The 18,286-nt window shown below is 32.8% G+C and carries 17 protein-coding genes; 8 read left to right on the top strand and 9 right to left on the bottom strand.

What is annotated here, in order from left to right; genetic code table 11:
• Positions 1 to 11 precede the first annotated feature (11 nt).
• Both rseP and Q361_RS01015 read right to left on the bottom strand, forming a co-directional pair.
• On the bottom strand, positions 12 to 1,346 hold the full coding sequence (gene rseP / locus Q361_RS01020; protein WP_103724845.1) for an RIP metalloprotease RseP: 1,335 nt from the start codon (positions 1,344 to 1,346) through the stop codon (positions 12 to 14).
• Positions 1,347 to 1,417: 71 nt separating this feature from the next.
• On the bottom strand, positions 1,418 to 3,340 hold the full coding sequence (locus Q361_RS01015; RefSeq protein ID WP_103724844.1) for a M1 family aminopeptidase: 1,923 nt from the start codon (positions 3,338 to 3,340) through the stop codon (positions 1,418 to 1,420).
• A gap of 222 nt (positions 3,341 to 3,562) precedes the next feature.
• On the opposite strand from Q361_RS01015, the gene Q361_RS01010 reads away from it, so the two are divergent.
• The 5 genes from Q361_RS01010 to Q361_RS00990 all read left to right on the top strand — a co-directional run bounded on the left by Q361_RS01010 (position 3,563) and on the right by Q361_RS00990 (position 8,851).
• The gene (locus Q361_RS01010) at positions 3,563 to 5,338 is read left to right on the top strand and encodes a tetratricopeptide repeat protein (protein ID WP_103724843.1); all 1,776 of its coding nucleotides are present in this window, start codon (positions 3,563 to 3,565) and stop codon (positions 5,336 to 5,338) included.
• A gap of 14 nt (positions 5,339 to 5,352) precedes the next feature.
• Positions 5,353 to 5,670, top strand: a complete 318-nt coding sequence (locus Q361_RS01005) for a DUF4286 family protein (RefSeq protein ID WP_103724842.1) — start codon at positions 5,353 to 5,355, stop codon at positions 5,668 to 5,670.
• A 47-nt stretch (positions 5,671 to 5,717) separates the two neighbouring features.
• Positions 5,718 to 6,497 carry a 16S rRNA (adenine(1518)-N(6)/adenine(1519)-N(6))-dimethyltransferase RsmA gene (rsmA, locus tag Q361_RS01000; RefSeq protein ID WP_103724841.1) on the top strand — a complete coding sequence of 260 codons (780 nt, stop codon included), beginning with the start codon at positions 5,718 to 5,720 and terminating at the stop codon, positions 6,495 to 6,497.
• Complete coding sequence (gene mgtE / locus Q361_RS00995) at positions 6,487 to 7,836, top strand: magnesium transporter (protein ID WP_103724840.1); 1,350 nt, start codon at positions 6,487 to 6,489, stop codon at positions 7,834 to 7,836. The genes rsmA and mgtE overlap by 11 nt, the downstream gene beginning before the upstream one ends.
• A gap of 67 nt (positions 7,837 to 7,903) precedes the next feature.
• Positions 7,904 to 8,851, top strand: coding sequence for a 2-hydroxyacid dehydrogenase (locus Q361_RS00990; protein WP_103724839.1), 948 nt, complete (start codon positions 7,904 to 7,906; stop codon positions 8,849 to 8,851).
• Between the two features lie 84 nt (positions 8,852 to 8,935).
• Here the strand turns inward: Q361_RS00990 and Q361_RS00985 are convergent, their stop codons facing one another.
• The 4 genes from Q361_RS00985 to recA all read right to left on the bottom strand — a co-directional run bounded on the left by Q361_RS00985 (position 8,936) and on the right by recA (position 12,654).
• Positions 8,936 to 10,369, bottom strand: coding sequence for an outer membrane beta-barrel protein (locus Q361_RS00985; RefSeq protein WP_103724838.1), 1,434 nt, complete (start codon positions 10,367 to 10,369; stop codon positions 8,936 to 8,938).
• Positions 10,370 to 10,921, bottom strand: coding sequence for an RNA polymerase sigma factor (locus Q361_RS00980; RefSeq protein WP_103724837.1), 552 nt, complete (start codon positions 10,919 to 10,921; stop codon positions 10,370 to 10,372).
• Positions 10,922 to 10,935: 14 nt separating this feature from the next.
• Complete coding sequence (locus Q361_RS00975; RefSeq protein ID WP_103724836.1) at positions 10,936 to 11,343, bottom strand: hypothetical protein; 408 nt, start codon at positions 11,341 to 11,343, stop codon at positions 10,936 to 10,938.
• 306 nt (positions 11,344 to 11,649) lie between these two features.
• Complete coding sequence (gene recA, locus Q361_RS00965) at positions 11,650 to 12,654, bottom strand: recombinase RecA (protein ID WP_103724834.1); 1,005 nt, start codon at positions 12,652 to 12,654, stop codon at positions 11,650 to 11,652.
• Between the two features lie 116 nt (positions 12,655 to 12,770).
• Between recA and Q361_RS00960 the strand changes: the two genes are divergently transcribed.
• Positions 12,771 to 13,508: a lysophospholipid acyltransferase family protein gene (locus Q361_RS00960; protein ID WP_103724833.1), complete on the top strand. Its 738-nt coding sequence runs from the start codon at positions 12,771 to 12,773 to the stop codon at positions 13,506 to 13,508.
• Position 13,509: 1 nt separating this feature from the next.
• On the top strand, positions 13,510 to 14,496 hold the full coding sequence (locus Q361_RS00955) for an acyl-ACP desaturase (protein ID WP_103724832.1): 987 nt from the start codon (positions 13,510 to 13,512) through the stop codon (positions 14,494 to 14,496).
• Positions 14,497 to 14,580: 84 nt separating this feature from the next.
• Here the strand turns inward: Q361_RS00955 and Q361_RS00950 are convergent, their stop codons facing one another.
• Positions 14,581 to 14,973, bottom strand: coding sequence for an HIT family protein (locus Q361_RS00950; RefSeq protein ID WP_103724831.1), 393 nt, complete (start codon positions 14,971 to 14,973; stop codon positions 14,581 to 14,583).
• Between the two features lie 3 nt (positions 14,974 to 14,976).
• On the bottom strand, positions 14,977 to 15,453 hold the full coding sequence (gene greA / locus Q361_RS00945; RefSeq protein ID WP_103724830.1) for a transcription elongation factor GreA: 477 nt from the start codon (positions 15,451 to 15,453) through the stop codon (positions 14,977 to 14,979).
• Between the two features lie 184 nt (positions 15,454 to 15,637).
• On the opposite strand from greA, the gene Q361_RS00940 reads away from it, so the two are divergent.
• The gene (locus Q361_RS00940) at positions 15,638 to 16,060 is read left to right on the top strand and encodes a Rieske (2Fe-2S) protein (protein ID WP_103724829.1); all 423 of its coding nucleotides are present in this window, start codon (positions 15,638 to 15,640) and stop codon (positions 16,058 to 16,060) included.
• On the opposite strand, the gene Q361_RS00935 is transcribed toward Q361_RS00940, so the two are convergent.
• Entirely contained in the window at positions 16,057 to 18,159 is a 2,103-nt protein-coding gene (locus tag Q361_RS00935; RefSeq protein ID WP_103724828.1) for a TonB-dependent receptor, read from the bottom strand. The two genes, Q361_RS00940 and Q361_RS00935, sit on opposite strands and share 4 nt — an antisense overlap.
• Between the last annotated feature and the right edge of the window lie 127 nt (positions 18,160 to 18,286).

The following is an 18,286-nucleotide window of genomic DNA, read 5'->3' as shown; positions in this document are numbered from 1 at the left end:
GTTTTTTCTATTTATTTTTTAGTTATTACATCCATAACCCATTGATAAATGTCTTTTCCAAAGGTAAAAGCCATCAATGTCAATAAGATAATCATACCAGCTGTTTGTACATATCCCATAGCTTTGTCTGATAATTTTTTGCCTGTAACCATTTCTGCTATAGTAAAAAGAGCATGACCACCGTCTAAACCTGGTATAGGTAATAAATTCATAAATGCTAAACCAATAGAAAATAATGCTGTAAAATTCCATACAAACTCCCAATCCCAAGTTTCGGGCAATTGGCGCGCTATACCTACAGGGCTTTTTATTTGTTTATAAGCTCCAGTTTTTGGTTTTAAAATTAGTTTAAACTGTTTAATATTGTACACAAATAATTGCCAAGACTCTTTTACAGCAGCAGGAATAGCTGTTGAAAGTGTATGATGTTTTATGATTTCAAAGTCTAATTTGTCTTTAATCTTTGGGGTAAAGCCAATTTTACCGCTTGAACTTACTTTAGTTTTTATGCTAATATCTTCTCCATTTCTATTAACAAATAAAGTAACAGAGTCGTTCTTTTTATTTTTTAAATAATCACCAAACTCATCAAAAAAAGCAATGTTTTTAGTATCTATTTTTGTAATAACATCTCCCTTTTTTAGTCCAGCCTTATAGGCGCTCATTTTAGTATCTACTTCATTAACAATAGGATTACCAAGTCTAGGTTTAACAAAATCTTTCCCTTCTGTTCCTAGTATTAATCCTTTTTGCTCGTCTGAAAGTTCTATGTTTAGTTGCTTTCCTTGTCTGTCTATTGTGATAGTATTGCCTAGCAACATATCAATAATAAGCCAATTGAACTTTTGTTGCAAAGGCTCACCATCTACGCTTACTATTTTATCTCCGTTTTTAAAACCTACTTTTTCTCCTACTGCTCCAAAAGCCAAACCATTTTTTTGTATTTCATCTGTAGCAATATACTTTTGCCCTACTGTGGCAAACATGGTGGTATAAATAGCCCAAGCTAATATTATATTTACAATAATTCCGCCCAGCATAATAATTAAGCGTTGCCAAGCGGGTTTAGATCTAAACTCCCAAGGTTGTGCTTCTCCATTCATTTGAGCAGTATCCATACTTTCGTCTATCATACCCGACAATTTTACATATCCGCCCAATGGTAGCCAACCTATACCCCATTCTGTTTCTCCTATTTTCTTTTTTACTATTGAAAAACCTGCATCAATAAATAAATAGAATTTCTCTATGCGAACTTTAAAAGCTTTCGCAGCAATATAATGTCCAAATTCATGAAGAATGACCAATACTGATAGTATAAATAATATTTGTGCTAATTGTATCATTATAGATTTTTTGTTTAACGGGCAAAAGTAATATATTCCTAGTACTTATTTTAGCAATAATCTTGCCGAGACTAATTTTTTAATACTTTTTTGTGAATTGTGCCACAATCTGTATCTATTTCCAAAATATAAGCTCCTGCCGAAAGCTGATTTATTGATAGTGTTGTTGTATTCTCTTCAAGAACTTTTTGCCCTTGCATAGTGTATAGCGTTGATTTTAATAAATTAACCGACTGTGGTAATACTATAGAAATATAAGTACTTGCAGGGTTTGGTACTATAGAAACAGAACTGTTTGATATAAGGTTTTGCGAAGATAACGTTGTTGTATTATTTTTGGTTATTAAATGTATTTCTGGATCAAAATCGAAAGCTACTATAGGAAAATTTACAGCAACAGTAATCGATTGGTTATTCATAGTATTTTGCAAAACCAAATCTTGCACTTCGCCATTGTTTCCATACACACGAATAGGCAAAGGCATTTCAAAAAAACTTACCGAACTATGCGACTGTGTTTGAGAAATTAAAAATGTTACCTGATTAGTCCCTGTGTTTGTAGCCGATATTTGATAACTTGGATAACCTTGATTGTACACCCAATCGTTAAAAAACTCTGTAAGACTGCTACCATACACAGCCTCCATGTGTGTTTTAAATTGTGTTGTAGTTGCATAATTAAAAGCTAAATTAGTATCGGCTAAATAGTTTTTAATTCCTTGAAAAAAAACAGTATCACCCATTTTAAAACGTAACATTTCTAAAACCATAGCACCTTTATTGTAAGAAAGGCGGTCATCAAAAATACGATTTACATTTTGCGCTTCTGTATTTGTAAGATACACCGCTCCACCTGCTACCGATGTAATGTTATTTACCATGCTTTGCTTATCGTTAATAAAGGTTGATAAGTCATCTAAATTTTCATACACCAAAGAAGCACAATAAGTAGCAAAACCTTCGTTTAGCCAAATGTCATTCCATGTTGCACAAGTAATTTTGTCTCCAAACCATTGGTGTGCAAGTTCGTGTGCTATAAGTTGCCTATCAAATCCTACCATAAATGACACCGTAGTATGCTCCATGCCTCCACCCCAACCAAATTGGGCATGACCATACTTTTCGGTGTGAAACGGATAAATTTCAAAAAGTGTAGAAAATAAATTGAGTAAACTTGGTGTTACAGATAATTGATTTTGTAAACTTGTATTAAAACTTTCAGGGTATATATAATTGATGATTGGATATGTATTGGGTGCATTACCTGCGGTTTGATTGTACACGGTATAATTGGTTACTGCAATAGCAACTAAATAAGCGGGTATAGGAAAACCATGATGAAAATATGTGGTTTTATTACTTCCGTTAATAACGGGTGTTGTTGTCTCGATACCGTTGGAAACGGCTACATATTGAGAAGGAGCTGTAATGTAAACATCTATAGATTCTATTTTATCATTAAGATCTTGTTTGCATGGCCACCAATCTCGAGCACCAAAAGGTTCAGATAGAGTCCAAATTATCGGAGTCCCATTGTGAGTAGATTTTACAAAAGAACCAAAGCCTCCGCCCGTAGGTGTACCCGAATATGTTATTTCTACAGTGCTACTAGCACCTGTATTAACTATCGAAGGAAGCGTAATAACGAGCTCATTATTGGCGTTTTGAACAAAAGACAAATTGGTAGTTCCTTGTTTTACACTCGATACAGTAAGCACATTAGATAAATCGAAAGTTACTGTACTCATATTTGCAAGTGCCGTAAAAGTCGTGGTTACTTTTCCTGAAATACTGTTTACAGATGGATTTACAGTAAACTCTAGTTTATGATAAGTAACATTGTAGTTTTGGGTGTTCGGGTTGGCAACCAATGCCAAAGTTTTTAGTGTAGCTTGTTTTTCTGATGATGCAATAGTGCCAACATCATGTTTACATATCTGTGCATAAGATATGCAATACAAAAACAGTACAACGAATATTCTAACTCTTTTCATCTATTATTGAAATAACATTACTATTTTCTGTGCTGTGCGAATATACAAACTTTTGCCGAAGCATTTATACCTTTTTTAACACCAATACTCTATATATAAAAGATTTACAACGCTGTACAAAAGCACATTGATTGTTTAAAAATTAAATCGTTAATGTTATGATAAGTTCTGTTTTTTAGTGAGAAAAAACACTACTTTAGTAAATTATTTCAAACGAAAAATATGCGTACAATTTTTGTTCTACTATTTTTTTTATTATCCTCTTTGTGTGTAGCTCAAAACGAGCAATTGGCACAAAATTATTTCGACAGAGGAGAATTTGAAAAAGCATTGGTTAGCTACGAAGAACTGTTAAAATCTATGCCAAACAATTATAATTATTTTGTAAAAACCATAGAATGCTTACAGCAATTACAACAATTTGACAAAGCACAAAATCTTATTGAAGATCGACTCAAAAAATACAATCAAAGTAGTCTACTTATAGAATTGGGTTATAACTACCAATTGCGAAAAGATATGGCTACTGCCGAAAAATACTACAATCAAGCTCTAGATAAGGTAAAAAAAACGCCCGCCGAGGTATATGGTGTAGCTGGAGCTTTTGAACGAAGAGTGATTATTAATTATGCTATAAATGCCTACGAAACAGCATTAGCATTAGAACCAAAATTTAATTTTAATTACCAATTGGCATTGCTTTATGGACAAAAAGGCGATACCGAAATGATGATTGATAAATTTTTGACAGAATCGTTCAATAACCCTCAAAATACACCCATGATTCAAAACCAACTTTCTCGGTTTATGATGGAAGATGCTAGTATGAGTTTTTATGAGCTTTTAAAAAAATCGTTACTAATTCGTTCTCAAAAATCTCAAGATGTATTTTGGAATCAATATTTAAGTTGGTTTTTTGTGCAAAACAAAGAATACAGCAAAGCATTTGTACAAGAAAAAGCTATTTATAAACGTAATCCCGAATCGTTTTCAAACATAGTAAACTTAGCTCAATTGGCTATAGACGATAAAAATGATGAATCTGCTGTTGAAATTCTACAATTTGTTCTCACTAACACTACAGATATTGATTTACAAATAAAAGCGCATACCTATTTGATGCAAATGAGAGTTGATCATGCGCAAGCAAAAGATTATGAAGCAGTTTCTTTAGAATTAGAAAACTTATTAAAACAATATGGGGTTTCACCAGGCACTTTGCCTTTGGTAATTTTAAAAGCGCATTTTACGGCTTTTACTCTTAAAAGACCCGAAGAAGCAAAAGATTCTTTAAAAAAAGCATTAGAATTTACATTAAATAGAGACCAGCAAGCAGATGCCAAAATGGAACTCGCAGATATTTTACTGTTGGAAGAAAAATTTAACCAAGCGCTTTTATACTATTCTCAAATAGAAGCCGACGGAGGCAACAATCCTACGGCGCAAGAGGCAAGTTTAAAAATAGCAAAAACGAGTTACTACCAATCAGATTTTGTTTGGGCAAACCAACAATTATCGGTTTTAAAATCGGCTTCTACACAGCTTATAGCAAACGATGCTCTCGATTTATTTTTATTAATTTCTGACAATACTGTGGAAGACTCTACTCAGGTAGCCTTAAAAAAGTTTTCCAAAGCAGATTTTTTAGTATATAAAGATAAAAAAATAGAAGCGCTAGAAGCTTTTAAACAAATACTCAAAGAGCATAAAGGAGAAACAATAGAAGCGGTTACTTTACTTAGAATAGGTAAATTGTATGAAAAACTAGGCGATGCTACCCAAGCCCTTGCGGCATACAAAGAAATTTTAGACCATCATAAAGACTGTATTTATATTGATGAAGCGCTCTATTTTTCGGGCGAAATTTACATGCAAGTTCCCGATATAGAACAAGCAAAATCTATGTATGAACAAGTAATTATGCAACACGAAGACAGTATTTATTATGTAGAATCGCAAAAAAAATACAGAAAACTAAGAGGAGATAAAGATATTTAACAAAAATTATATTCATGATACTTTACAATGTTACTATAAATATAGACGAATCGGTACACCAACAATGGTTACAATGGATGCAAGAAAAACACATACAAGACGTTTTGGCTACCGGCAAATTCTCTTCGGCAAGACTTATAAAAGTGTTAGTAGATGAAGAAATGGGTGGCACTACTTATTCTGTTCAATATACTACAGATAGTAAAGAAACCTTACAAAAATATTATACCGAAGATGCCCCAAGATTAAGAGAAGAAGGCTTAAAATTGTTTGGCGATAAAATGCTCGCTTTTAGAACAGAACTAGAAGTAATTTCCGATTTTTTTCAATAATTTGAATACGCATTCTTATTCCAAATTATATTCATTAATTTATAAATATGGCTTCAGTAAAAGCAAAAAAACATTTAGGACAACACTTTCTTACCGATGAAAATATTGCCCAAAAAATAGCCAATACACTTACATTAAATGGCTATGATACCGTGTTGGAAATAGGTCCTGGAATGGGTGTACTAACCAAGTATTTGTTGCAAAAAAATATAGATACTTATGTTATCGAAATAGATACCGAGTCGGTAGAATATTTAGAAGCCCATTATTTTAAATTACATGGAAAAATCATTTCAGAAGATTTTTTAAAATACAACCTAAACGATGTATTTAAAAACAAACCTCTAGCCATTGTTGGAAATTTTCCTTACAATATTTCATCTCAAATAGTATTTAAAACATTAGCACTGCGAAACCAAATACCAGAATTTTCGGGTATGTTTCAAAAAGAAGTTGCCGAACGCATTTGCGAAAAAAAAGGAAGCAAAACCTACGGCATTCTTTCGGTATTGGTTCAAGCTTTTTATGATGCCGAATACCTCTTTACAGTACATGAAAACGTTTTTAATCCGCCACCCAAAGTAAAATCGGGTGTGTTAAGGCTCATTAGAAAAGAAAATTATCAATTGCCTTGCAATGAAAAATTGTTTTTTAATGTTGTAAAAACAGGTTTTAATCAGCGAAGAAAAACACTTAGAAACAGTTTAAAATCGTTAAATTTGCATCAAGATTTAAAAGAAGATACGCTTTTAAATTTGCGTCCCGAACAATTATCGGTAGAACAATTTATAGAACTTACTCAAAAAATAGAAGCCTATGCAATTTAAAATCAGCAAAGAGCTGCTCGAGCAAATAAATAGTCTTATTCTTGAAAACAACGAAAAAGAATTGCACGATTTACTGCATGAGTTGCACTATGCCGATATTGCAGAAATCATGGAAGAGCTTGATGAAGATGGAGCTCGATATGTTTTTAACACTTTAGATAGTGAAAAAACAGCCGATATTTTACTAGAACTTGATGATGAAGTAAGGGTTAATATATTAAAACAGCTCTCTGCCAAAGAAATTGCAGAAGAAATAGACGAACTAGATACCGATGATGCTGCAGACATTATAGCAGAACTTCCCGAAAGTAAAAAAGAACAAGTAATCTCTGAACTAGAAGATGTAGAACACGCTAAAGATATCGTAGATTTACTTCGCTACGATGAAGACACGGCTGGAGGTTTGATGGGAAAAGAACTTGTAAAAGTGAATGAAAATTGGAACGTGCTTACTTGTGTTAAAGAAATGCGTTCTCAAGCAGAACATGTTACCAGAGTACATTCTATATATGTAGTAGACGACGACAACCGCCTTAAAGGAAGATTATCGCTTAAAGATTTACTTACAACATCTACAAAAACACCTATAAGCGAGGTGTATATAAAAAAAGTAGATTATGTAAAAGTAAATACCCCAAACGTAGAAGTAGCACGCATTATGCAAAAATACGATTTGGAAGCAATACCAGTAGTAGATGAAATGAACAGATTGGTAGGTAGGGTTACTATTGATGATGTTGTAGATGTTATAAAAGAAGAAGCCGATAAAGATTACCAAATGGCTGCGGGTATTACACAAGATGTAGAAGCAGGCGACAGCGTTTTGGAAATGATAAAAGGTAGGCTACCTTGGCTTTTAATTGGTATGGTAATAGAACTAATAGCTTCATTAGTACTTCAAGACAACCAAACATCTGTACAACAATACTCTACATTAATGATATTTGTTCCCCTACTTTCTGCTACAGCAGGTAATATTGGCGTACAAGCATCTGCTATTGTGGTACAAGGGTTGGCTAACGGGTCTTTAAAACAGTTTAGTAAAAACTATTTTAGTAAAGAACTTATGGTTGCCATGATTTCTGGAACCATAATATCAAGTTTTTTATTTCTGTATCATTCAATAATGTATAAACAATACCTTGTAGGCTTGGCCATTTCAACATCTATGGTGGTTGTTATACTCTTTGCTGCTACATTAGGCACTTTGGTTCCTTTATTTTTACATAAAAACAAAATAGATCCAGCTATTGCTACAGGCCCTTTTATTACAACAACCAACGACGTTTTTGGAATTATGATTTATTTTGGAATTGCCCGAATGATTTTAGGATACTAATTTTTAAAAATTGCCCCAATAACCCCTTTTTAAAAAACCCAATCTATTACAAATCACCAACCTACTTATGGAAAATATTAAAATACTGCATTTGGATACAAATCATCCACTAATAATGCAACAACTTCACCAACTTGGTTTTATTAATCATGAAGACTATAGCTCTACCAAAGAAGAAATAGAAGAAAAAATAGCTGATTATCAAGGCATTGTGATTCGTAGTAGAATTAAAATTGACAACAATTTTATAGATAAAGCCACAAATTTAAAATTTATTGCTCGAGTTGGAGCAGGTTTGGAAAGTATTGATTGTGACTATGCTTCAGAAAAAAAAATACATTTAATTGCAGCTCCAGAAGGCAATAGAAATGCCGTTGGTGAGCATAGCGTAGCACTTATTTTAAGCTTATTTAACAAACTCAATCAAGCTGATAAAATGGTTCGAAATGGACATTGGGTTCGCGAAGGAAATAGAGGCTATGAACTTGAAGGAAAAACAGTAGGTATAATAGGCTATGGAAACATGGGTAAATCTTTTGCTAAAAAGTTAAGCGGTTTTGATTGCACTGTACTTTGCTATGATATTTTACCTAATGTTGGCGATGAATATGCACAACAAGTAAGCCTTGAAGAACTGCAACGAGAAACAGATGTGTTGAGCTTGCATACTCCTTGGACTTCGGTTACAGACAAAATGATAAATACCGAATTTATTTATAGTTTTTCAAAACCTTTTTGGTTTATCAATACGGCTAGAGGTAAAAATGTAGTTACTTCCGATTTAGTTTTGGCTTTACAATCTGGAAAAGTACTTGGCGCAGGCTTAGATGTTTTGGAATACGAAAAATTATCGTTTGAAAATTTATTTCTAGAAAATGAAATTCCAGAAGCATTAAAATACCTAACCACGGCTCCAAATGTATTGCTTACCCCACATATTGCGGGTTGGACTTACGAAAGCAATGAAAAACTTGCACAAACTATAGTCGATAAAATTAAGGCTTTGTATTTATAAAAAAAAGAGTGTCTGGCAGGACACTCTTTTTGTTGATACTCTCGCACCAACATAACTTAACTAATTTTAAACCTAACTAACTTTTTAAAATGAAAATCTTATTCCTGAATATATTCCAAAAACGTAGGGCTTAACGTTTCCAGAATTTTCCGAAAAAGTATTTATATGGTATTTGAACATGGGTTCAACTTGAATTTTTAAATAATCTGAAAGAGCGTAACTTGCTCCAAAACCAACATTAGCAGAAAAATGTGTAGTGCTTATATTTTTAGCCTTCCCTATCAATACATCAAAGTTGTCTGATAGTAAATGGACTTCGTTTTTTGTACAAAACAATGTACTGAATCCCGCTATTGCCTGCAACCCAAATTTTTTATCTTGTAAAGCATAAGTAACTTCCATTGGAATTTCAACATAAGATAACTTTTGTTTTAGATATCCTTCTGTACCTTTATCTGCTATTTTATTCATAGAATTGGATACCTGATTTTGGTTTTTAGCTGTCAATATTTGATACCCTAGGCCTTCTATACTAGGCTCTACATTTTGTAAATAACTAGCCGAAACAGATTTGTAATAACTTACTTGATGTGTATCTATATTAAACTCTTGTGTATATACACCTGTGCGTACACTCCATTTTGGAGCAATGCAATATCCTAAATACATACCAAAACCAAATGTTGTATTGTATTTTTTTGTGTTGTTTGCCAAACTATTATCCAAAGAAGAACCTTGAGCAAAAGAACCTAAAAACACTGGGGCAACTTGCGGTTGAATGTACCATTTTTTTACCAAATCTGTAGGTTTGGCTTTATCTTGAGCAATTACGTTAGGATTTGTAGGTTTAGGATCTATATTTTGCAACTCTACAATTGTGTTTTCTTTGGTTGGATTGAAAGGATCTTGCGATATAGGCTTTTTAGCGGTATGGGTTGTAAATCTTTTTTCTTTATTTTCTAATGGTAATTCTTTACTATCTTGACTTTTAGCACCAACCTTTTCATCAAAATTTGTAGTAGATCCAGTCTTATTTTGTAACTCATTCACACCAAAAACCTCTTTTTGTATAGCTTCCTTTTTAGTGCTTTGTTTTGTAGCATTCGCAAAAATAAAACTAGAACTATTGTTTGGTTTAGATGGTAAAAGTGTAACACTAGATTCATCTAAATCATTGTTTTGCGTTTGAATTTTAGTTTGAACTTGAGTGGCATTATTACCTAAGTTGGTTCTTGTAGCTGTTGAACCAGTTTCTGTAGCCTGCTTTTGTAAACCTTCTACAGGAGCTGATTTTTTGGTTAAAGAATCGGTTTGGTTAAAAAAATAATGCCAACTCAAGCCCATACCCACTAAAAATATCGACGCAATACCTAGATAATTCCACCAAAAAGGTAAAATTCTTCTTTTTTCTTCGGGGTGCAACTCTTTTTTAATGTTATTCCACACTATTTGAGGTGGATTTACATTGTGTGAGTCAAACTTATCTCTAAAAAATTGATCTAGGTTCTTGTTGTTCATTTATTTTACTGAAGATAATCTAAAATTACCCTTGTTATTTTCTATTTTTTCTTTTAATATCATTCTCGCTCTTGCCAAATTTGACTTTGAAGTCCCTGAAGTTATCCCAAGTGCACTTGCAATTTCATTGTGGCTATAATTTTCAAAAACATACAAATTGAAAACCATTCGATATCTTTCTGGTAATTCTTGAATTATTTTCATTAAAAAATCCATCGAGATATTCTCTTCTATTTCTAGCTCTATTTCTTCATAGTCTTCAACTAGATTCTCATCAATGAGAACCCATTTATTGTTTTTTCTAAATTGCTGCAAAATATGATTGACAACAATCTTTTTTGCCCAGCCATCAAAAGAGCCCTTAAACTCAAATTGATCTATTTTTTGAAAAATCGTAATAAAACTTTCTTGCAGATAGTCTTGGGCTTCGTTATAGTCATGAGCATATTTCAAGCAAACACTAAACAGTTTTGGAGCATAGTGCTTGTATAACTGTTCTTGCGCTTTTATGTTATTTTTTTTACAATCATTTATGAGCTGTTCTAGACTCAAATTTTGTTGGTTAATTAATGATCTACTACCACATCATATTCAAAAAAATCATCTATTCCTTGTGGGTTTTCTCCTTTCCAAAATTTAAAATGATACGTTCCTTGTACTTGTGGCTTAAATTTGAGTACTGTTTGTGTAGGTGTTACTACAGTTTGACAGGCTTGATCTCTGTTTGCCGTGAGTAAAACTGCAACAGTACGCGTAAAGTCACTTTTTTCATAATAAAAACCATCTAGAAAATGACAGCTAGAAGGTCTATTAAACGTCAAAGGAATTTGTGTAATGCTGTCTACTGCAAATTTATTGGGCATTTCTACAGTATTTACAGGATACACATTGGTTACAAAATTATCAGTATCATCGTTTGGGTTGCACGATATAAACAAACCAACACAGGCTAATGATAATAACTGTTTTTTCATTTTTTAATCATTATTTATTTTATAGATGCAGACGATTTAAAAAGGTTGCGTCAAAAAAACAAAAAAAACCTGATTTTTATTAAAAAATCAGGTTTTTTGTAAGTTGCTTTAAGCTAAAAATTGTATTTTTCTTTACACAAATGTTTTGTAGTTGTAATTTTTTCGCCGTTACTTCCTACAGAATATTTAGTAACATTTCGACACTTCTTATGGTCATTATTTACTTTTATAAAAGTAAATGTACCAATACAGAATAATGCTACTGTAAAAACAATTGAAAGTGTAATATGTTTTCGCATTATCTAGCTATTGATTGTTTTGCTTTATATAATCTTTTATTTTGTGTTCTAATTCGTCTGCTAGTTCTGGGTTATCTTTAATAAGTGCTTTTACAGCATCTCTACCTTGCCCAAGTTTTGTATCTCCATAACTAAACCATGAACCCGATTTTTTTATTATTTCAAACTCAACCGCCAAATCTAAAATTTCTCCTGTTTTAGAAACGCCTTCTCCATACATAATATCAAATTCGGCAGTTTTAAAAGGAGGTGCTACTTTGTTTTTTACAATTTTTACTTTTGTACGGTTTCCTAGCACATTATCACCGTCTTTTATTTGTGTAGATTTTCTAATATCTAATCTTACAGAAGCATAAAATTTAAGGGCATTACCTCCAGTTGTAGTTTCTGGGCTACCAAACATTACACCTATTTTATCACGTAATTGGTTGATAAAAAATACGGTACAATGTGTTTTGCTAATGGTTCCTGTGAGTTTTCTTAACGCTTGAGACATTAAACGAGCGTGCAATCCCATTTTAGAATCGCCCATTTCTCCTTCCAATTCGCTCTTAGGTGTAAGCGCAGCAACCGAATCTATTACTACAATGTCTATAGCCCCCGAACGGATAAGGTTTTCGGCAATTTCCAAGGCTTGCTCTCCATTATCTGGTTGCGAGATAATTAAATTATCAATATCTATACCTAGTTTTTCTGCATAAAAACGATCAAAAGCATGCTCTGCATCTATAAAAGCGGCAATACCTCCTTGCTTTTGTGCTTCGGCTATCGCGTGTAATGTAATGGTTGTTTTACCCGAAGATTCTGGGCCGTATATTTCGATTATTCTTCCTTTTGGATATCCATTTACGCCCAAGGCAAGGTCTATACCCAAAGAACCCGAAGGGATTACTTCAACCTCTTCAACGGCTTTATCGCCCATTTTCATTACGGTTCCTTTGCCATATGTTTTATCTAGTTTATCTAGAGTGAGCTGTAATGCTTTTAATTTTGCTTCTTTTTCTGAACTCATTTCTCTTTAATTTTGTGCTTTTAATTTTTTGTAAAAATAACAAATTATTGGTTCACTTTTTTGTTATTGATTTTATAAAAAAATAAACCTTACTTTTGTGTTTATTTAAATTTTTAATGGAAAAAATCATTTCTTACCCCTTATCTGTATTGTTTTATATCTTTTTTGGATTATCATTGCTCATTTTTCATCCAATACAGTGGGTTTGTTTTTATGTTTTTGGCTATCAGGCCCATAAAAAAAGCGTAGATTATCTCAATTTTTGTTTAACAAAATCTACGAATGTTTTAGGCACAAGATATACCTTTAAAAACATCGATAGTATTCCAAAAAATGTACCAATTATTTTTGTAGCCAATCATCAAAGTTTGTATGATATTGTTGGAATTATATGGTATTTGAGACGTTTTCATCCAAAATTTGTAAGTAAAAAAGAACTTGGAAAAGGCATTCCTAGCGTTTCTTTCAATTTAAATCATGGCGGTTCTATTCTTATTGATAGAAAAGACCCCAAACAAGCACTACCTGCTATAAAGGGGTTGGGCGAATATATAGAAAAAAACAAGCGTTCCGCAGTTATTTTTCCGGAAGGTACTCGAAGCAAAACGGGTGTACCAAAGCGTTTTTCAGAAAACGGACTTAAAATTTTGTGCAAATATGCTCCATCTGCCTATGTAGTGCCAATCACTATAAATAATTCTTGGAAAATGGTAAAATTTGGTTCATTTCCTATGGGATTGGGCAATCATATAACCTATACTATTCACAACGCTATGGCAGTTTCTGAATATAAATTTGAAACTTTGTTTGAAAAAACAGAACAAGTAATTGTAAACGATATTAAAAATAAGTAACATGTCTATAAAAAACATTCGTCTAGAAGTAATGCAATTTCTAGAAAACAAAATAGACTCATTTATCGATGAGTTTTTAATTCCTGTAGAAAAAATATGGCAACCTTCTGATTTACTTCCAAATTCTGAAAGTGAAAACTTTTTGGAAGAGGTAAAAGAATTACGAGAAATTGCTAAAGATTTACCTTATGATTTTTGGGTGGTTATGGTAGGCGACACCATTACCGAAGAAGCACTTCCAACTTACGAGTCTTGGCTTATGGAGGTAGAAGGTGTAAAAAATTTGGAAAGAAATTCGTGGAGCAAATGGATACGCCAATGGACTGGCGAAGAAAACCGACACGGCGATGTGCTTAACAAGTATTTATACCTTTCTGGAAGAGTTAATATGCGAGAGGTAGAGCAAACTACACACCATCTTATTAATGATGGGTTTGATATAGGAACAGGCAAAGATCCGTATAAAAACTTTGTTTATACAAGTTTTCAAGAACTAGCTACTTTTATATCGCACAGCAGAGTTTCAAAAATTGCAAAGCAATACGGCGATAAAAAACTTTCTAAACTTTGCAATTTGGTAGCTGGCGATGAAATGCGTCACCACTTGGCGTATAGTGAATTTGTAAATCAAATTTTTAAAGTAGATCCAAGTGAAATGATGTTGGCTTTTCAATACATGATGAAGCTAAAAATAACGATGCCTGCACATTTTTTACGAGAGTCTGGACAAAAAATAAGTTCTGCGTTTGATGCATTTTCAAATTCGGCACAAAAAATGGGCGTGTACACAGCTTTAGACTATGTAGATATTTTGAAAAAGTTAAATGTGATTTGGGATATTAATAAGTTATCGGGTTTAACCGATGAAGCTGAAAGAGCTCGTGATTTTCTGATGAAATTACCCGATAGAATGGCAAAAATTTCTGAAAGATTAGTGTTGCCCGAAGAAACCGAAAAATTCAAATGGGTACAACCTGCTATAGTATAACAATAATCAAGATTTACGAATAGAAAACACCCCAAAATAAGAATTCAGAGAAGTTCTTATTTTGGGGTGTTTTCATATGAATTATTATTCTAAGTTTGCTTTAATTTGCTCGGCTAGCGTAGTAAACTCTTCTGGTGTGAGTGTTGTTTTTCGTTGAAAACGCATATCATCCATATCTTGCAAAGGTATAAGATGTACGTGTACATGAGGTACTTCCAAACCAACCACTGCCATGCCTATACGTTTACAAGAAACCGATTTTTCTAAGGCTTTTGCTATTTTTCTTGAAAAAGCCATTAAGCCTAGGTACTCTTCTTCTTCGAGATCAAAAATTTTATTTACTTCTCTTTTAGGAATACACAACGTATGCCCTTTTGCATTTGGGTTTATATCTAAAAATGCAAAAAAGTTTTCATCTTCGGCAACTTTATAACAAGGGATTTCTCCGTTTATAATTTTTGTAAAAATACTAGCCATAATTTAATCTCTAGAAATTTCTAAAATCTCAAATTTAAGAGTGCCGTTTGGTACTGTAATCTCTGCCATTTCTCCTACTGATTTTCCAAGCAATCCTTTGCCAATAGGCGATGTTACAGAAATTTTTCCAGTTTTTAAATCGGCTTCGCTTTCTGCCACTAGTGTGTACTTCATTTCCATACCATTGGCTTGATTTTTTATTTTTACATGCGATAAAACCAATACTTTTGAAACATCGAGTTGAGACTCATCTATTAATCGAGCGTTGGCATAAAGCTCTTCCATTTTGGCAATTTTCATTTCCAACAAACCCTGTGCTTCTTTGGCTGCATCGTATTCTGCATTTTCAGATAAATCGCCTTTATCTCTAGCTTCTGCAATAGCTTCTGATGCTTTTGGTCTTTCTACAGACTTTAAATGTTCTAACTCGTCTTTTAATTTTTTTAAACCCTCTGCTGTGTAATAAGATACTTTACTCATAATATCATCGTTTATATAAAAACAGAAAAAATCCCATTAGTACGGGATTTCTTTCCATTTGGATTTATTTAATACTTAATTTTGTTACTTTTAACACGTCAAAGTTAATTAAATAAATTTTGAATTGAAAATAATATCGATTTTTTCTAATTGAAAACAATCAACTTATTTTAAATTTTGTGCTATGAAAAAAATTGTTTGTATACTTGCTTTTTTGGTTGTGTTGGTTTCTTGTAATAAAGATAAATACAACAATAACAATCCGTTTCTTCCAAACTATAGCTTTAGTATGGATGTTGATAAAAATTTACCCTTATATTCTGGTTTACAAAACCCTGGAAATGCTGTAAAAGTATATCCTGTAAATGGGCCCGTAAAAGGTGTTATTATCTTTAATACAGGTAGTGGCTATAAAGCTTACGATGGCTCGTGCCCCAATCAAGAAATAACGACTTGTTCTGCATTAACTTACAATAGCACTAATGCTGTTTGCCCTTGTGATAATGCAAGTTACAATATGTATACAGGTGTTGCTCCAGGCAAAGAATATCCGCTTAAAGAATACCGCACCGAAGTAATCGGTACGGTAGTTCGAGTTTATAATTAAAAACGCAAGGTTAATCCTAGTAAATAGTTGCGTTTTGCTTGTGGGTAATAGTACGGGTAAATATCCCACATATATCCATTGGAACTATATTGTTTTGCAAAAACATTGTTTACCAAACCCGAAATAGTAATGGTGTCGAACCAAATTTTTGGTGTAAAAGTATATATGGCATTAAAGTCTGTAGTAGTATAGTCGTTTAATTTAGCTTGTGGCGATTCTACATTATTTAGGTATTGGTTACCCACAAATTTGTTAAGCATCATTAACTTAAAGGCTGAAAAAGGTTTTACAATAAGTTGGTTTCCTACAATTAGATTGGGAGAAAAACTAATGTCTGAACTTGAATTATTTTGAGTAGATTGTATTTTATTTGCACTTATTGTAGTATTTGCCAACCATTGTATGTGTTTTGAAATGGTAATTTTGGCATCTATTTCTGTTCCAAATCTATAACTTTTATCGGTGTTAAATCGAATAGGATTTCCAATATCGTCTATTGTACCGGTAAGCAAAATTTGGTCTTTGTAAAGCATATAATACAAATTCCAATTTATAGAAAAAGTGTTTTTTGTGCAACGCCAACCTAATTCAAAATCGTTTAGTTTTTCAGGTTTTACCGTTCCGTTTTCATAATCGTTTCTATTGGGTTCTCTATGTGCTTTTGCATAAGAAAAATAAAACGTGTTTTGCTTGTCCAGCAAATAGTTAATCCCTGCTTTTGGGTTGAAGAAATGAAATTGATCTTGTACATCTGTTGCTGCAATTCCATTGGCATTATAGGTAACGTTTCTATATTGTAAATCTACAAATGCACCCCAATTTTTTGAAATAGCATAATATGTTTTTGTATATATATTTCCATCATTTTTATTGCCAAAATAATCGTAATAATGTTTTCCAATTTCCGATGGTAAAATAGCTACGCCCCAATTTACCAACCCATAATGTTTGCCTTTGTACTGATTGTATGCGCCTCCAACGCTAAAATCTAGAGCTTCTTTTTTATAATTAATGGAAAACGTTAGACCATAAAAATCGTTGTTGAGCCATTTTTGTCTTGCTAAATCTGTTGTAGTACTACCATTTTGAGGCGTAAGATTGTAACCGTTGTATGAAGCATCTTCTTTAAAATTTTCATAATACCCTTTGCCTTTTGTGTAATGTAACGCAAAATTTGTATGCCAATTGTCTGTTAGTCTTTCGTTCCAATGCAGTTGTATATGATGTTGTGTATAGTCGTCTACCTCGTTTTTATAAAACTGTGGATTTCCATTTTCGTCAAAATACAATCCAGAGTAATTATAGGTTCTATCTTCTTGCAATTTATCGGCATCTATACCGTTCCATGCTTGATAGGTTCGTTCTGCTCCTCCAAAAACTAAGAGTTTTAGCAAGGTTGTTTCGCCTATATAATTAGATTGAAAAAAATAGGATTTTAAATTAGAGATCGCTCTTTGAATATATCCATCAGATTTTAACCAAGATAACCGACCAGAAATTTCAAACTTTTTTGAAAATAATCCTGTGCTGAATTTTGCTGTGTGTTTATGAGAATTGAAACTACCAAAAGAATTGGCTATTTCTCCATAAGCCTTAGTACTATAACTTTCTGTAAGTAAATTTAAACTTGCTCCAAATGCTCCCGATCCGTTTGTAGAAGTTCCTACTCCACGCTGTAATTGTAAACTTTGTAGTGACGATGCAAAATCGGGCATATCTACAAAAAAAGTACCGCTACTTTCGCTATCATTGTACGCAATACCGTTTATGGTAACATTTACTCTAGTTGCATCGCTACCACGAACGCGTATGCCCGTATATCCAAAACCATTTCCGGCATCTGAAGTGGTAACAACAGAAGGCATAAAATTCATGAGAATAGGAATATCTTGACCTAAATTTCGAGGTGCGATTTCCTTTTGGTTCAAGTCTGAAAAAGTTACAGGCGTTTTTTTACTCACTCGTATAGAAGATATTATAACTTCTTCAAGCTGTTTTGGTTTTAACGTGTCTTGTGTTTTGGTTTGTTGTGCAAATACGGCAAAGGTAATTGTGCTTACCAAAGCTACCATTTTTGTTTTTTTGAATAAAAGTTCCATTCGTAAATTGTTTTTACGAATAACTGGGGGTAAATTATTCTTTGGGTTAAAAAATAAATTTTGTAGTTTGCAAGCAACTCATTTGCAAACAAAATCCCTAAACAGCATTACCTGTTCTAGGTTCTAT

Origin of the sequence: Flavobacterium croceum DSM 17960, from assembly GCF_002917885.1 — a bacterium.
Classification (GTDB): domain Bacteria; phylum Bacteroidota; class Bacteroidia; order Flavobacteriales; family Flavobacteriaceae; genus Flavobacterium; species Flavobacterium croceum.
The sequence above is the reverse complement of the archived record's forward strand: the minus strand, read 5'-3'. Positions and strand labels throughout refer to the sequence as shown.

Coding starts and splice junctions, on each gene's coding strand:
- Q361_RS01005 (WP_103724842.1), top strand. CDS start 5,353: ATGATACTTTACAATGTTACTATAAATATAGACGAATCGGTACACCAA.
- rseP (WP_103724845.1), bottom strand. CDS start 1,346: ATGATACAATTAGCACAAATATTATTTATACTATCAGTATTGGTCATT.
- Q361_RS00990 (WP_103724839.1), top strand. CDS start 7,904: ATGGAAAATATTAAAATACTGCATTTGGATACAAATCATCCACTAATA.
- Q361_RS00960 (WP_103724833.1), top strand. CDS start 12,771: ATGGAAAAAATCATTTCTTACCCCTTATCTGTATTGTTTTATATCTTT.
- Q361_RS00940 (WP_103724829.1), top strand. CDS start 15,638: ATGAAAAAAATTGTTTGTATACTTGCTTTTTTGGTTGTGTTGGTTTCT.
- Q361_RS00955 (WP_103724832.1), top strand. CDS start 13,510: ATGTCTATAAAAAACATTCGTCTAGAAGTAATGCAATTTCTAGAAAAC.
- mgtE (WP_103724840.1), top strand. CDS start 6,487: ATGCAATTTAAAATCAGCAAAGAGCTGCTCGAGCAAATAAATAGTCTT.
- greA (WP_103724830.1), bottom strand. CDS start 15,453: ATGAGTAAAGTATCTTATTACACAGCAGAGGGTTTAAAAAAATTAAAA.
- Q361_RS00950 (WP_103724831.1), bottom strand. CDS start 14,973: ATGGCTAGTATTTTTACAAAAATTATAAACGGAGAAATCCCTTGTTAT.
- rsmA (WP_103724841.1), top strand. CDS start 5,718: ATGGCTTCAGTAAAAGCAAAAAAACATTTAGGACAACACTTTCTTACC.
- Q361_RS00985 (WP_103724838.1), bottom strand. CDS start 10,369: ATGAACAACAAGAACCTAGATCAATTTTTTAGAGATAAGTTTGACTCA.
- Q361_RS01010 (WP_103724843.1), top strand. CDS start 3,563: ATGCGTACAATTTTTGTTCTACTATTTTTTTTATTATCCTCTTTGTGT.
- Q361_RS01015 (WP_103724844.1), bottom strand. CDS start 3,340: ATGAAAAGAGTTAGAATATTCGTTGTACTGTTTTTGTATTGCATATCT.
- recA (WP_103724834.1), bottom strand. CDS start 12,654: ATGAGTTCAGAAAAAGAAGCAAAATTAAAAGCATTACAGCTCACTCTA.
- Q361_RS00975 (WP_103724836.1), bottom strand. CDS start 11,343: ATGAAAAAACAGTTATTATCATTAGCCTGTGTTGGTTTGTTTATATCG.
- Q361_RS00935 (WP_103724828.1), bottom strand. CDS start 18,159: ATGGAACTTTTATTCAAAAAAACAAAAATGGTAGCTTTGGTAAGCACA.